Annotated in this window: 11 protein-coding genes; 8 read left to right on the top strand and 3 right to left on the bottom strand. The window is 44.1% G+C overall.

Annotated features, from left to right (window positions below; genetic code table 11):
* Nucleotides 1–27: 27 nt before the first annotated feature.
* The 3 genes from ACTNDS_RS14580 to ACTNDS_RS14570 form a co-directional block, all read right to left on the bottom strand.
* The gene (locus tag ACTNDS_RS14580; protein WP_441036586.1) at nt 28–624 is read right to left on the bottom strand and encodes a 50S ribosomal protein L25; all 597 of its coding nucleotides are present in this window, start codon (nt 622–624) and stop codon (nt 28–30) included.
* 184 nt (nt 625–808) lie between these two features.
* Entirely contained in the window at nt 809–1,924 is a 1,116-nt protein-coding gene (gene glgD, locus ACTNDS_RS14575) for a glucose-1-phosphate adenylyltransferase subunit GlgD (RefSeq protein WP_441036585.1), read from the bottom strand.
* Between the two features lies 1 nt (nt 1,925).
* A complete protein-coding gene (locus ACTNDS_RS14570; RefSeq protein WP_441036584.1) occupies nt 1,926–3,065 on the bottom strand; it encodes a glucose-1-phosphate adenylyltransferase in 1,140 nt (379 codons plus the stop codon).
* A gap of 320 nt (nt 3,066–3,385) precedes the next feature.
* On the opposite strand from ACTNDS_RS14570, the gene ACTNDS_RS14565 reads away from it, so the two are divergent.
* From ACTNDS_RS14565 to ACTNDS_RS14530, 8 genes are all read left to right on the top strand, one after another.
* Nucleotides 3,386–4,828, top strand: coding sequence for a sugar transferase (locus tag ACTNDS_RS14565; RefSeq protein WP_441036583.1), 1,443 nt, complete (start codon nt 3,386–3,388; stop codon nt 4,826–4,828).
* Nucleotides 4,821–5,564: a glycosyltransferase family 2 protein gene (locus tag ACTNDS_RS14560; RefSeq protein WP_441036582.1), complete on the top strand. Its 744-nt coding sequence runs from the start codon at nt 4,821–4,823 to the stop codon at nt 5,562–5,564. The genes ACTNDS_RS14565 and ACTNDS_RS14560 overlap by 8 nt, the downstream gene beginning before the upstream one ends.
* Before the next feature lie 115 nt (nt 5,565–5,679).
* Nucleotides 5,680–7,074 (top strand): acyltransferase family protein, encoded by a 1,395-nt coding sequence (locus tag ACTNDS_RS14555; RefSeq protein ID WP_441036581.1) that lies wholly within the window; start codon nt 5,680–5,682, stop codon nt 7,072–7,074.
* A gap of 364 nt (nt 7,075–7,438) precedes the next feature.
* Nucleotides 7,439–8,740: an adenylyltransferase/cytidyltransferase family protein gene (locus ACTNDS_RS14550; protein ID WP_173743141.1), complete on the top strand. Its 1,302-nt coding sequence runs from the start codon at nt 7,439–7,441 to the stop codon at nt 8,738–8,740.
* A 3-nt stretch (nt 8,741–8,743) separates the two neighbouring features.
* The gene (locus tag ACTNDS_RS14545) at nt 8,744–11,014 is read left to right on the top strand and encodes a LicD family protein (protein WP_441036580.1); all 2,271 of its coding nucleotides are present in this window, start codon (nt 8,744–8,746) and stop codon (nt 11,012–11,014) included.
* Between the two features lie 54 nt (nt 11,015–11,068).
* Entirely contained in the window at nt 11,069–12,229 is a 1,161-nt protein-coding gene (locus tag ACTNDS_RS14540; protein ID WP_441036579.1) for a LicD family protein, read from the top strand.
* Nucleotides 12,230–12,262: 33 nt separating this feature from the next.
* On the top strand, nt 12,263–14,047 hold the full coding sequence (locus ACTNDS_RS14535; protein WP_441036578.1) for a thiamine pyrophosphate-binding protein: 1,785 nt from the start codon (nt 12,263–12,265) through the stop codon (nt 14,045–14,047).
* Between the two features lie 63 nt (nt 14,048–14,110).
* Nucleotides 14,111–14,848, top strand: a complete 738-nt coding sequence (locus tag ACTNDS_RS14530) for an SDR family NAD(P)-dependent oxidoreductase (protein WP_441036576.1) — start codon at nt 14,111–14,113, stop codon at nt 14,846–14,848.
* Nucleotides 14,849–15,092 lie beyond the last annotated feature (244 nt).

Raw genomic sequence — 15,092 nt, 5'->3', positions numbered from 1 at the left:
CCCTTTAAAAATACATAATTTTGAAATTTACTTAGCTTCTTCCTCAGCAGCTTCTTCCTCTTCAGCTTCCAGAGCCGGATCTACGTGAACTGCGGATACGGATACGACTGCGGCATCAAGATCTGTCTTCAGGTCTACATCCTTGTCCTGAGCGATAGCAAGATCTCTGACCTTGATCACATCACCGATCTTCATATCACCAACATCAACCATAACCTTGTCAACCAGTGCAGATGGCAGAGCCTTGAAAGAAATCTCTTCCAAATGCTGCTGTAATACACCGGCGGCCAGTTTATCATGGTTTACAAGTACGACCTCAGCTACGGAATGTACCTTCTCGTTGCTTACCAGTGCCTGGAAATCTATTTCATCCACCTGTCCCTTTAACGGATTGAACTGAATCTCCTTGATCAATACATCATAAGACTGACCATCCACATCCAGCATAATCTGACTGCCCTTGTTGCTAGTCTTGAGAAGTTTTTCTACGTTAGATCTTTCAATCTTAACAGGAAGAGAACCCTCAATCTCCCTGCCAAATACATTACCTGTAACGTATCCTTCTCTTCTTAATCTCTTGGCCTTTGTGTCCATTGTTCTTGTTTCAGCTTTTAAAGTATTCATTTGACTTTTCCTCCATTTTACAGCTGAGGTGACACGCTTGACACTATCTTTCATTCATCAGGTGGTGTTAAGTATTTTTAAGTATTCAGTTGTTTGCTTGTCTCTTATCTTTGTTACACCTGTATTATAACACCCAACTTCCTAAAATCAACCCCCAAATTGTGAAAATTCCGTGAAGTTCCTTTTAGAGGGTATCCCCTCTGCGGATATAACCAGGCTGGTCAGCCGGGGAAACAATTTCTTTTTCATGAACAAGTCGAGCCCATTTATCAACTACTTCATTTTCTACGTGAACACCCTCGCCAACTGTAACTTCAGCGAGAACAACACTGTTTTTGACAACAGCGCCTTTTTTGATCACGCAGCCACGTCCGATTACTGAATTTTCAACAGTACCTTCAATCTGGCATCCGTTGGAGATTACTGAATTCTTTACTTCTGCTGTATCGAAATACTGAGTCGGGCAGGAGTCATTGGTACGTGTATAAATTGGCCAGTTATCATGGAAAAGCTCCTGAGCTGCTTTGTAATCCAGAAGATTCATGTTTGCATCATAGTAACTTGGGAAATCTGTGATACTTGCGAAGAAGCCCTTATGTGCAACGCCGCGGATATCCAGAGTACCGCAATTTGCTTTCAGGATATCTGCCAGAGTATACATGGAAGAAAGCTTCTTGGCTTCTTTGATCAGGCTGATGAAAAGCTCTGTTTTCATAACGCAGGTATCCATATAAATATTCTGGTTTTTCTTATTACCATGGTTGGCACCGATGGATTCAACACCCTTCTGACGGTTCAGTTCCAGGATATTACAAGTGAGATATGCTTCCTTTGCATTATCAACTGCGTGATAAAGCATGGTAACATCTGCACCGGATTCGATATGTGTATGTATAAACTGGTCAAAATCAATAGAATAAACCATATAGCTGGGAGCAACAACAACATATGGATGGTTCATTCTGCTCAGAGATTCCATATTATCCATATAGCAGGAAATATCGGTATTATAAATATCATTATTATTATTGTGCTCAGAGAACAGAAGCTGAAGTCTGCCGCTCTTTGAGTTAATGTTATAATGACGGCCTGTTCCAACGTGCTCTACAATGGAACGTGGTTTATTGTTAATATAAACCTGGATGCGGTCAATGTTACTGTTAGTCATATTGGAGATAGGGAAGTCAATGACTCTGTATCTGCCAAGGAAGGAAAATGCGCCGATGGGGCGGAAATCCTGCATTCCATCTACATAAATATTTCTCCCGGAAGAGCTTACGATTCCAAATGCCTTATACATATTATTCTGCCCCCTTTACACGTTTTGCGATAAGCGCAATGTTTTCGCTGCCTGAATCACCCACAACAGCTCCCTTACCGATACGGATACCACCTGCTACCAGTGCGCGCTGAACTACAGCGCCGTCTTCTACAATAGCACCTGGCATCAGTACGCTGTCGATAACCTTTGCACCGACACCAACTTTAACACCTGTAAAGAGAACAGAGTGTTTTACTTCGCCCTGAACCACACAGCCCTGTGTAATATAGGCATCCTTTACATCTGCTTCTGTACTGATGTACTGTGGAAGAGCAGTAACGTCCTCAGTATAAATTTTCCAGGATGGATCACCCAGGTCGAGTTCATTCTTGGAGCTTAACAGATCCATATTAGCTTCCCAGAGAGAATCAATGGTTCCTACATCTTTCCAGTAACCTTTGAATTTATATGCATAAAGTGTCTTTCCATCGTTAAGCATAGTAGGGATGATATCTTTACCAAAATCATGGTTGGAATCTGGATTCTTGATATCTGCCATAAGTATTTTGCGAAGAAGCTTCCATGTAAAAATATAGATACCCATAGATGCAAGATTACTCTTTGGATGCTCCGGCTTTTCCTCGAATTCTACAATACGTCCGGATTCATCTGTGTTCATGATACCAAAACGGCTGGCCTCCTTCATAGGAACCTCAATAACTGCGATGGTTGCGTCAGCATTGGCTTCCTTATGAGCTACCAGCATTTTGTCATAGTTCATTTTGTAAATATGATCTCCGGAAAGAACCAGAACATATTCAGGATCAAATTTATCGATGAAATCGATATTCTGGGAAATCGCATCTGCGGTTCCACGATATACATTCAGATTTTCGTCAGCCTTCTCACGGGGAGGAAGAACATAGACACCACTGTCTTTGGCATCCAGACCCCAGCGTCCGCCGGCTGCAACATAGCTGTTCAGCTGAATGGATTCATACTGTGTAAGCACACCTACTACATCAATACCACTGTTGGCACAGTTACTTAATGGAAAGTCTACGATACGATATTTACCGCCGTAAGCTACAGCTGGTTTTGCTACTTTATTGGTTAAATCATGGAGACGGCTGCCACGTCCGCCGGCCAGAATCATAGCCAACATACTATTTTGTTTCATAATAGTAACCCTCGCTTTCTTTTACTAAACACATTATACAATTTTTTAATTAACATTACCAGAGGTTTATGAAAAAAATATGTAAAATTTTCGGTAGAAAAAGTGAAAATTCGAAGAAAAATTATGCACTATATACAAATGACCAGGGAAAAGTGAAAAAATCAGGATTTGTAAGTATGCACAAAATTAATAAAAACAGGTGGACGTAATATATATCTTGGGCTATAATGTAGGGCAAAGTGACGGCCACAATCATTAAAATATATGGTTTGTTACCTGAACAGTTATGAAATCCGTACAAAAATGATTAGAGGTATTTTGTGAGTAAGAGAGAAGATTATAAACGTTTTATTATATTTTTGATGGCCAGCCTGATCGTGCTGGCTCAGATGGCAATTTTTGCTTATGTCTGGTACAACATTTACAGAGGACAGATCAATAAGCCCTTCTGGCGTAAGGGTAACTGGGTATTGATCGCTATTTATGGTTTGCTGTTTGGACTGTTTTCCAAGTTATACGGAGGACTGAAGGTTGGATATCTGAAGCGGATCGATGTATTTTATTCCCTGACTCTGGCACTTCTGTGTACCAATGTGGTGGAATATCTGCAGATTACTTTGATCAACAGATGGTTCCTGGAAGCATGGCCAATGATAGAGATGACAGGGATCCAGCTTATAGTTTCCATTGTATGGATCTGGGGTTCCCGTTATATTTATTCCAGGCTGTACCGTGCCAGGAAGCTGCTGGTTATCTACGGAGACAGGGATCCGGGGGATGACCTGATCCACAAAATGAATTCAAGAAGAGATAAATATGATATCAGCGGCAAGGTACATGCCAGTGTGGGTGAGGAAGAAATCCACCGGATGATGGCGGATTATGATGGAGTGATCATCTGGGATCTTCCTTCAGCAATGAGAAACCGCTATTTGAAATATTGTTTCTCCCATTCCATCCGATGCTATATCAGTCCAAAGATTTCAGATATTATATTGATGGGCAGTGACAGGATCCATCTGTTTGATACTCCTCTTCTTATGTCCAGAAATATGGGGCTTTCTATAGATCAGAGGGCTGCAAAGAGACTGTTGGACATTTTGGTTTCTGGTGTGGGGATCATTCTCACCTCCCCGATCATGCTTATTATTGCCATAGCAGTAAAAGCATACGACAGAGGGCCCGTATTTTATTTTCAGGATCGTCTTACCCTGCATGGAAGGGAATTCAAGATCTGTAAATTCCGCAGTATGTGCGTAGACTCAGAGAAAAACGGTGCCCGGCTGGCATCTAAGCATGATTCCCGCATTACACCAGTGGGAAATGTACTGCGAAATCTTCACCTGGATGAACTGCCCCAGCTTTTCAATGTATTTAAAGGTGATATGTCCCTGGTTGGTCCTCGCCCTGAGCGTAAGACCATTATGGAGGAGTATGAGAAAGAGCTTCCGGAGTTTTATTACCGTCTGAAGGTAAAGGCAGGACTTACCGGGTATGCCCAGGTTTACGGTAAATATAATACGACGCCATATGATAAACTGAAGCTGGATCTGTTTTATATTGAGAATTATTCTTTTCTGCTGGATATTAAGCTGATTTTCATGACAGTGAAAATCTTTTTCCAGAAAGAGGTTTCCGAGGGCGTGGATGACAGACAGATCAATGCCCTGAAAACATCCGGAGCAGAGAAAATCTCAGATACAGCAGAGGTTCCGGAACTGATGAAGGAGCCGGACAGCAGAGGGGAGAAAAAATATGAATAAACCACAGGTATCTGTGATCATGCCGGTTTATAACGGAGAAAAATATATTAAACAGGCTGTGGAATCAGTCTTTGCCCAGAAGGTTGCTACAGAGCTTCTGGTCATAGATGACGGTTCCACAGATCATACAGAGAAAGTCCTGTCTGCCTATGAGGGCAGAGAGGACTTTCGGTATCTAAAGAATAAAGAAAATATGGGAGCGGCCAGGTCCAGGAATCGTGGAGTGCAGGAAGCCAGAGGGGAATACATTGCTTTTCTGGATGCAGATGACTGGTGGGAAGAGGGAAAGCTGACAGCTCAGCTGGAGCTTCTGGAGAAAACCGGGTATGTATTATGTTCCACAGGCAGGGAACTGATGGAGGCGGACGGTACAGACACCGGCCGGTATATACCTGTAAAAGAAAAAATCCTGTACAGAGATCTGCTGAAGCACAACAGTATCAATTGTTCTTCTGTGGTGATCCGAAGGGAGGCTGCCCTGGAATTTCCTATGGAGCATGATGACAGCCATGAGGATTATATTACCTGGCTGAAGGTTCTGCGGAAATATGGCTGTGCAGGAGGAGTCAACCGGCCCTACCTGAAATACCGTCTCAGTGAAGGGGGAAAATCCAGAAACAAGCTGAAATCAGCAGCTATGACATACAGGGTTTACCGCTATGCCGGTTATGGACATGTGAAAAGCTGCCTGTTTTTTGTTTCCTATGCAGTTCACGGAATCCGGAAATATTTTTAACCGGGCCACATCATATATAACACTTTCCTTAAATTTCTATTCCAAAATTTATAAAATTATGTTATGATGTGCACAGAATAAAAAGTCAGAAAAAAGAAGGAAAGTTTATAAAATTATGAAACTGAAAGCAGACAGGGCGGCTGTGCCGTATTCCTACCTGATAGATAATGTAAAGGTATTACTTATTTTTCTGGTAGTATTCAATCACATTATTGCATTTAATCTTGTAAAAGTAGACATTGTAGTAAGGTATATCTGGTATGCAATTACGATTTTCCACATGCCTGCATTTATTTTTATATCCGGCTATCTGTCCAAGAAACCGCAGAATGTTATGAAAAATGTCAAGAATCTGCTGATACCCTATATTCTGGGTTACAGTCTGACCTGGTATTCTCAGATCTGGTTGGGAAGGTCTGTAGATTATGAGATTCTCAGGCCTACCGGTACAGTTATGTGGTATGTGCTTGCACTTTTTGTATACAGATTGACAGTGGAGGGATTTGGACAGATTCGGTTTATCGTACCCCTGAGTATTATTTTTGCTCTCTGGGCAGGTACCAGGCCAGAGTTTTCCACCTTTTTATCCGCATCCAGGATTGTGGTATTTTTCCCGTTCTTTGTAGCCGGATATCTGTGGAAAAGTGAATATATCACAGCAGTGCGCCGCTTCAGACAAAAATGGCTGTTGATTCCTATTTCGGCAGTTCTTTTGTGGGCAATACCCAATTATATGATCACAAATGAAATGGGAGTTGCTATTTTCCGTGCCAATCACAGCTATAAGCTTTGCGGGCTGGAGGATCCGGAAGGGATTGTGATCCGTCTGCTGATGTATCTGGTATCTTTTATTATTATTTATACAATGCTGGCTATCATGCCGGACAGGAAGCTGATCCTGACCTATATCGGGCGTCATACAATGGGAATTTATTTCTTCCATTATCCTATCATGATCCTGATGAACGGATTGTTTATTTTGCAGATTCCTGCACTGACCAATGTGTGGACTCTGCTGGGGGTCTCTCTGGTATTTCTGCTGGTTCTGGGAAGTCTTCCGGTGGATCTGGCTTATACAGGCATTCTGAACCTGATTGCCTTTATCCTGTTTAAGAAGGATAAAACAGTTAAGGATGAAGGTCTGGAAGAGGAGTATGACAGTGATGATGATAAATATGAAATGCTCCGCAGGAAAAGGGCTATTGAGGAATTAGCTGCAACTCTGGAGACGGGTAATGAGCAGCAGAAGTCACATACACAGACCATTGACCTGGATGAGGAGAGCGGAAGCACAGATGCAGACAGACAGGAGGGCTTCAGTCAGGTGGCGGGCTATGAGCTGGATATTGAAGAGGATAACATGGACGACATGCCGGCTGAGGAACTTGAAGAAGCTGAAAGAGAAATGTCTCTGGAGGAGCTGATCGAGGAGCTGGAAGCTACCACAAGGAAAATTAAAAGTAGTGATCTCCTGGAAAGTACAGGAAATGATCTGGATAAACATTTATAAAATGCAGAAAATAAGCTCTGAAGGCGGTAGGGATTTCCGTTTTTGGGGCTTTTATATTTTTCATAAAAATAAATTGTGTCTGTAACATACGAATGACATATTGCTTCATCTATGCTATAATCAGAAAAGATGTTAGATTGTTACTGTTCATTGGTAATATCCCGCGAGGTGTTTTTTGTGAGCGAAGGTCACAGAAAACCCGAGACATACCGCGCGAATTTATGCGATTAGCATAAATTCTGTGCATCGCGAAGCGTGTTGCTGGGAACGGAGTGAACAGTAACGTTAGATTCAAATTAGTATGGTTTGCCTCCGGATGAACAGTGCCGGAAGAGGCATAACAGGGAGAGTGCGGGGTTATATCATGAAAAAAGTAATCACATATGGTACCTTTGATCTGTTTCACAAGGGCCATTATAATATTATCAAAAGAGCGAAGGCTTTGGGGGATTACCTGATCGTAGGTGTTACCAGCGAGAGCTTTGATATTGAGCGAGGGAAGCTTAATGTGAGGGACAGCCTGATCAAGAGAATCGAAAATGTACGCAGGACCGGACTGGCTGATGAGATTATTATTGAAGAATATCAGGGTCAGAAGGTCAGCGACATCATTAAATATGATATTGATGTTCTGGTAGTTGGTTCTGACTGGAGAGGAAAATTCGATTATCTGAAAAATTACTGCGATGTGGTATACCTGGAGCGTACCAAGAATATTTCCAGTACCAAGCTGAGAAGTGAAGGGATCATCTTTAACATGGGAATTGTCACCGATGATATTCAGGACAATGGCTTTGTACAGGAGTCCAAATATGTCAGTGGTGTCCATGTAGAGAGAGTATTCTCAGAGACAGAGGAGGTTGCCAGGGATTTTTGTGATAAGTATGAACTGGACTCCTGGTGGAATGATTATGAGGAGTTCCTGTCAGATGTGGATATTGTGTATATCAAATGCAGGCAGGCAGACAGGGAAGAATATATCCGGAAAGCTATTGAGAAAGGAAAATATGTGATCAGTGACAGTCCGGCTGTTCTTTCACCGGATAAGCTGCGCACCCTTTTCCAGATGGCAAAAGATAACAATGTGGTACTGATCGAACGGCTGACCTTAGTATATCTCAGGGCATTCAATCAGCTGGTATGGCTGGTACACAGTAATCTGGTGGGTGATCTGGTCAGTGTGAAATGTGCCATTTCCCAGGATGATTTTGAGGGAGGAAAGCCTTTTAATGAGACTGTGATCCATGCCATCTGTGCAGTGATCAAGCTGTTAGGAAAGAATTGCCTGGAGGTCAATACCAATGCAGTGACTGACAGGAATGGAGATTTTGTTTACGATATGATCACTATGAAATATAAAACAGCTCTGGCCACCATTGAGATCGGAACCACTGTGGATGTGGAGGATGAACTGGTGATCATTGGAAGTAACGGAAGAGTTACCGTACCCAATGACTGGTGGAATACGGGATATTTTGAAGCAAATATTGCGGGAAAGGAATTCCTGAAACGGTATAGCTTTAATTTTGAGGGAAATGGTTTCCGTTATCTCCTTCAGGAGCTGATGATCATGATCAGAGACAAGAGAACAGAATGCACCAGACTTTTTTATGATGAGTCAGTGAAATTGATTGAAATACTGGAGACGATCAATCAGAAAGGATAATTCATGACAGAAAAACAAAAATATCTCCTGAAGCTTCTTCGGGAGGTTGATGAAATCTGCAGAGAACATGATCTGAGGTATGTTCTGGCAGGAGGCTCCCTGATTGGAGCCCTGCGCCATGAGGGATTTGTGCCCTGGGACGATGCCATAGATTTGTATATGCCCAGACCGGACTGGGAGAAGTTTGTAGAGATCTGCAAAAGAGATCTGCCGCCGGAGAGAGCCATCCAGTGCTCGCAGGCAGACAGACATTATACCAATTCCTATTCCAGATATGCATCGGCAGATACCTGTGCGATCCACAGAAGTCAGATTGCAGGCAAAGATGTGGCGGGAGAGGTGATCGATGTATTTACCTTGGATCCCATCCCTTCTGACGACAGAGAATATGAGAAATACCGGACATATTTTATGATCTATTCAGATCTTTTGAATATTTCGGCAAGCTATAGTGACAGATGGGAGATTCCTGTTTCCTTGTACCGGAAATATCTGTATTCCTATCTTTTTCTGGGCAAAGACAGAACACTGAGCAAGCTGGAGAAGCTTATGTTTTCATATAAAGAGGAGGATTGCGACCGTTATGCCATGGGCTGGGCAGGCTGTCCCTCTCTCTTTGACAAGGAGACCTTTTTCCCGGCAAAAGAGGGAACCTTCCAGGGACTGAAAGTAATGATCCCCAACCACTGCAGTGAATATCTGACTCAGTATTATGGAGATGAGTGGTCTTATATGCCGGCATATGCGGAACGTGAGGGACATCGGACTGTGTGCGTGGAAGGGGCTACCTATAAGGAATTCCGGGAGGATTACATGTCTGGTGTGAACAGGGGCAGACTGAACAGAAATGCCATCAGACAGAAGCTGTACAATATGCGTATTGCCAGAGAGAATCACAGGGTCAGCCACAAAGGTCTGGAATACAAGGCTGGCTGTGTGGCAGCAGATCTCAGGGAAGCCATCCGGGAATCTGGACTGAATCTGCAGGAATTGATGGAAAAGGGTGCCTATCGGAAACTGGGAAATCTTTTTGTTGCATATTATAAGGCACAGCTTAGCCCTGATTTTATTGGCAGGGAGGATTTTGACCATATTTATGCATATTATCATCCGGTGCTGGTGGATATTCCGGATGAGGTGTTCCTGGCAGCAGTAAAAACCCTCTTTTATACAGAACGGATTTCCAAAGCCTTCCGTATGCTGGAAATCAGGGAAAAGGCAGACCATCTCACAGGAGAGATGGAGAGTCTGAAAACAGATATCCTCCTGTTTCGCAAAGGTCTGGAGCATTATGAAGCAGGGCATATGGATGAATGCAGGAAGCTTTGTGAGGAGCTTCTGGAAAAATATCCCGGTCATCCCGGTCTGATGAAGCTTAAATGCAGGCTTCTGATGGAAAAGACAGGGGAGAACCTGCAGGAGGCAGAGCAGTTTCTGGAGAAAGCCTTGCGGTTTTTTCCGGAGGATGGATATTTTATGAAGTATCTGGCAGACATCCTGTGGATGAAGGGAAACGGACAGAAGGCTTTACAGCTTTATGCCAGAGTGAAGGAGAATACTGCCAACGGATTTGTGTGGCTGGAAATGGACAAATTGTTCCGGCCTTATAAAGGGCAGATACTCAGGAACTGTGAGGAAATGATCGGCAGCAGACAGCGGACAGAAGCTCTGCAGACCATGGAAATGTGGCAGAAGATCATGCCTGAGGATGAAGATATCCGTGCCGGCTGGTATCTGGCAAAGAGTTCCTGTGTCCGTACCCAGAGCCAGATTGAGAAGCTGATCAGGGAAATCCTGGAAAAAACAGAGGTGCCTATGGGTACCGGTGATAAAAAAGAGCAGAATCCAGGGTACAGGAAAGCATTGGCGAAAGCCTGGAAACGTCTGGGGTATCCAGGAGAGCTTGCTGCACTCAGGGCAGATCTGGCATGCATCAGCGAGGAAAGTGAGCTGGAATGGCTGGCTGAGAAGGTGCGGAGCCGCCAGATCCATAAGGAGGAAAAGCCTTATGTGTATAAGCTGGTGGGAGATATCCGCAGCAAACAGGGACAGACCAGAGAAGCTTTTGAAAATTATAGGAAAGCATTGGAATATACAGTTCCGCCTTATCTGAAAACAGAGCTGTACCGGATCATTATCAGTGATCTGGACAATGGAAGCCGCCAGATCCGTAACTTTGGAAAGAATGCAGACATGCTGCCTGCAATGAACAGCTGGCTGGGTAAATATGGAACTCTGGAAGAGATACAGGCACTGGCAGCCCGTCTGGTATAGATAACAGGGGCTGGTGAAGACATTATGAATCCATAAAAGAAAGGCTGTATAAAGTTGAACAAAAAGCAAAAAGTGATTTTTTCGCTGTTGAAAGAGGTAGATGAGATCTGCCGGAAGCATAATATAAAATACTATCTTTCCCCTCGCCTTACCTGGTGCGCTGTGCAGGGAGGCAATTTTCCTCAGAATCCTCAGTCAGGAGCTGTGCTTATGCGGGTTCCGGATATGGAGCGGTTTTGTCAGGCAGTGGAGGAGGATCCGGGAGAACACAGGGCGCTGGAATCTATGAAAACCCACAAATATTTTCCGGGCTTTTATCTGAGATATGAGAACACCGATACAGTATGTATTGATCTGGACAGAACCAGAGATTATGCTTATCCGGGACTGGGGATCAATATTCTGCCCCTGCGGATCCCGGCAGCATCTGAACACAGGGAGAACCGTCTGATAAAAAAAGAAGCAGAGTGGCGCCAGATCCATGCACCGGGCAATGCAGTCAGGGATACAGAATTTACCTGGAGCAAGGCCTGGATGAAATTTCTGTGTGCAATTGAGGGCAGAAATCAGGTGGCAGCAGGAATCTACAATAGTTTATGCAAGAAACAGCAGGAGAATCCCACAGAGGTATATACCCTGATGAATGGCAGGAAAAGTCACAGTTATCCCGTTGCTGTTTTTGAAAACACCTGTCAGGTTGTGCTGGAGGAGGAATCCTTTCCTGCTCCTGGGGATGTGGAGACCTATCTGAATATAAGCTATGGAAAAGGCTGGCGAAATATGACAGAACCTCGTTATATGGTTCCTGCCCGTCTGGTGGTCAGCGCCAGAGTCAGCTATATGCAGTTCTGGAAGGACAGTAAGGATTTTGAGAAATACTGCAGGGAACGGCAGAAAAATCTCTCCAGACTGGGTAAAAGCAAAGGTATGAAAGCATATTTTAATCAGTGCTGGGATTATGTGGAATTTTGTGGAGAAAGGATGAACCTGGGGCTTTCTTATGTGAAGCGAAAGGATTACATCAGAAATCTGTACAAGAACGAGGATTATATGACTCTGGAGAAGGTATTCCGTCCATATTATCAGATGATGCAGAAAAGCCTGGAGAAGGGTGAAATCTGTGCAGAGGATATAGAGATACTGGATATTTATACGGATGTACTGGAGAAAACAGGCAGGAATGTGCAGAGAGAAGAGATCGGAATGATTATATAAAGCAGAAAATTGAAGCAGATAACGGAGGAAACTATGAAGCTTTCAGATTATGTTGTTGCATTTTTACAGAAAAAAGGAATCCGTCATTTTTTCGGTTATCAGGGAACGATGATCGCCCATTTGGTGGATTCTATAGAGAGAAATCCGGATACAGAGAACCATTCCAGCTACAATGAGCAGGGAGCTGCTTTTGCAGCCTGTGGTTATGCCCAGGCAAAGGAGGAATGTGCCTGTGCTTACGCTACCAGCGGCCCGGGTGCTGTAAATCTCCTCAGTGGTGTGGCAGATGCTCATTATGATTCTCTTCCTGTGATTTTCCTTACAGGACAGCTGAATACCTATGAATATTCCGGAATCAAGGGCCTGCGCCAGCAGGGATTCCAGGAGACAGATATTGTAGCTATGGCAAAGCCTATTACAAAGTATGCAGTACAGATCCGCGATGCGGAGGATATTGTGACAGAGCTGAACAAGGCCTATCATATTGCGACTACGGGACGGAGAGGCCCGGTGCTTATTGATCTGCCTATGAATATCCAGCGTGGAGAAGTGGAGAATCCTGTTTATGACATGGAGTTTGAGGAGGATGTCTGTGGTGTTGAGATGGAAGAGGCAGTGGAAACTGCATCTGCACACATTCTGCATGGTACAGATGAGGCAGTCCGTGCAATCTGTGATGAGCTGGAACAGGCCAAACGGCCGGTGATCATGCTGGGACATGGGGTAGACAGTGCTGTCAGTCAGCAAAAGCTGATCCGTTTTGCAAGAAGCCGTCAGATTCCGATTATTACCAGTGTACTTGCCAAGTCGGTTCTGGCTTATGATGATCCACAGAATTTTGGCTGTATCGGAGGGGCCTATGGGCACAGATATGCAAACATGATCGCCAATGCCAAAAGTGATCTGCTTCTGTGTTTCGGCATTTCACTGTGTACCAGACAGATCGGTACCAAAGTGAATGAATTTGCAAAAGGCGCGAAGATCATCCGTGTAGACCTTGATCCCTACAATCTTCAGAGGAATATTCACGAAAATGGAGAAAATGAGATCAAGATCCTGGCGGAAACAGGTACCCTGATCCAGGCATTGGATAAAGTGCCTTGCAGAGAGCAGGAGGGTATCAGTGACTGGATGGTGGTATGCAATGAAATCAAGGAGAATCTTCAGGCAGTGGATGATGCCCTTCCTGAGAGATATCCTAACCGTATGATCGGGGAGCTCAGTGATATGCTTAAGGATACAGGTGCCATCGCAGTGGATGTAGGACAGCATATGGTGTGGAGTTATCAGTCCTTCAAAAACCGCGAAGGCCAGAAATTGCTTTTTTCCGGCGGACATGGAGCCATGGGCTATGCTCTTCCTGCAGCCATCGGAGCTTACTATGCCACCGGGAAACCAACTGCCTGCATCTGTGGGGACGGAGCTTTTCAGATGAATATCCAGGAGCTGGAATGGGTAAAACGTGAAAATCTGCCGGTGAAAATTATGGTGATGAACAATGAGGCACTTGGTATGATACGCCATCTCCAGAGAGATTACTTTGACTGTCTTTTTGCAGGAACTACAGATGGATGCGGATTTGCATCCTGCGATTTTTCAAAGGTGGCAGCAGCATATGGAATCTCTTCCTGCCGTATGCACTGTGAGGATGTAAAAGAGGAGGCTCCGCAGTTTATGGAGGGACCGGGACCAAAGCTTCTGGAAGTTATGCTGGAGCATGGAACCTTCGCTTATCCAAAAACCTGTCTGGGTGAGCCCATCCATAACCAGCAGCCATATGCGCCGAAAAGTGTGTATGACCATCTGATGGCACTATAAGCTGAATATAAGGGCGAGGGCGTTCATCACATTGATAGAGGGAGAATAGAGGATAGATACGTTATGAATAGAGTAACTGTAATTACAGGAGGTACCTCCGGAATTGGACGGGGGATTGTGGAGAAGGTACTGGCAAATGCAGACAGGGATGACCTGATCTTTGCCACATATGCTCATAATGCCGGGAAGGCTAATGCATTTTGGGAGAGTCTGAGCCCGGAGGAACAGGAAAAACTGATCATTTTGAAGGCTGATATGTCTTCCTATGAGGATATGATGGCTTTTGTGCAGGAAGTGAAGAGCCGCGCAGGACATGTAGACTGGCTCATCAGCAATGCGGGAATCAGCACCTATGATAAATTTCAGGACTATACCTTTGAAGAATGGAACCATATTGTAAATACCAATCTGTCTATACCGGTATTTATGATCAAGGAATTTATGCCGGTGATGACAGAGGGCGGCAGTGTCCTTTTTATGGGTTCTTACGCAGGACGGCAGGCATATTCTTCATCTGTAGTATATGGAGTGACCAAGGCAGCCATTCATTTCCTTACCAAGTCGCTGGTAAAGGAATTTGAGCCAAAGGGAGTCAGGGTCAATGCCATAGCACCGGGATTTATTCAGACTCCATGGCATGAGAACCGTACCCAGGAGAGCTACGACCGCATTAACCGTAAGATCGCCCTCCATCGTTTCGGTGAGATTAAGGACGTGGCAGATATGGCTTACAGTATCCTGACTAATCATTATATGAATGGAAGTATTGTGGACATCCATGGAGGCTATGATTATTTTTAAAGGATACTTATCTCACAGGGTGTAACGGAAAGGAAACATTGTGAAAAAGCCATATAACAAGAAAAAAAGAGCAAGGGTGCTGTTGATGGCTATTTTGCTGGCAATAGCAGTCTGCGCCGGTGCTCTGGCCTGCTTTAATGCAACGTTGAAACGGGGGAGACTGTCCGAAAACTCGGATAATCTAATCTGATGAGAAAAAGATTGATATGCTCTTGTGAGCGTTCAATATAAATTAAAATTGCAC

The organism is Blautia sp. HCP3S3_C12 (assembly GCF_052064155.1).
Classification (GTDB): domain Bacteria; phylum Bacillota; class Clostridia; order Lachnospirales; family Lachnospiraceae; genus Blautia_A.
This window is presented reverse-complemented; position numbering and strand designations above follow the sequence as displayed.

Excerpts from the sequence above, each read along its gene's own strand:
- glgD (WP_441036585.1), bottom strand. The coding sequence starts at position 1,924 with ATGTATAAGGCATTTGGAATCGTAAGCTCTTCCGGGAGAAATATTTAT.
- ACTNDS_RS14555 (WP_441036581.1), top strand. The coding sequence starts at position 5,680 with ATGAAACTGAAAGCAGACAGGGCGGCTGTGCCGTATTCCTACCTGATA.
- ACTNDS_RS14530 (WP_441036576.1), top strand. The coding sequence starts at position 14,111 with ATGAATAGAGTAACTGTAATTACAGGAGGTACCTCCGGAATTGGACGG.
- ACTNDS_RS14580 (WP_441036586.1), bottom strand. The coding sequence starts at position 624 with ATGAATACTTTAAAAGCTGAAACAAGAACAATGGACACAAAGGCCAAG.
- ACTNDS_RS14535 (WP_441036578.1), top strand. The coding sequence starts at position 12,263 with ATGAAGCTTTCAGATTATGTTGTTGCATTTTTACAGAAAAAAGGAATC.
- ACTNDS_RS14560 (WP_441036582.1), top strand. The coding sequence starts at position 4,821 with ATGAATAAACCACAGGTATCTGTGATCATGCCGGTTTATAACGGAGAA.
- ACTNDS_RS14570 (WP_441036584.1), bottom strand. The coding sequence starts at position 3,065 with ATGAAACAAAATAGTATGTTGGCTATGATTCTGGCCGGCGGACGTGGC.
- ACTNDS_RS14550 (WP_173743141.1), top strand. The coding sequence starts at position 7,439 with ATGAAAAAAGTAATCACATATGGTACCTTTGATCTGTTTCACAAGGGC.
- ACTNDS_RS14545 (WP_441036580.1), top strand. The coding sequence starts at position 8,744 with ATGACAGAAAAACAAAAATATCTCCTGAAGCTTCTTCGGGAGGTTGAT.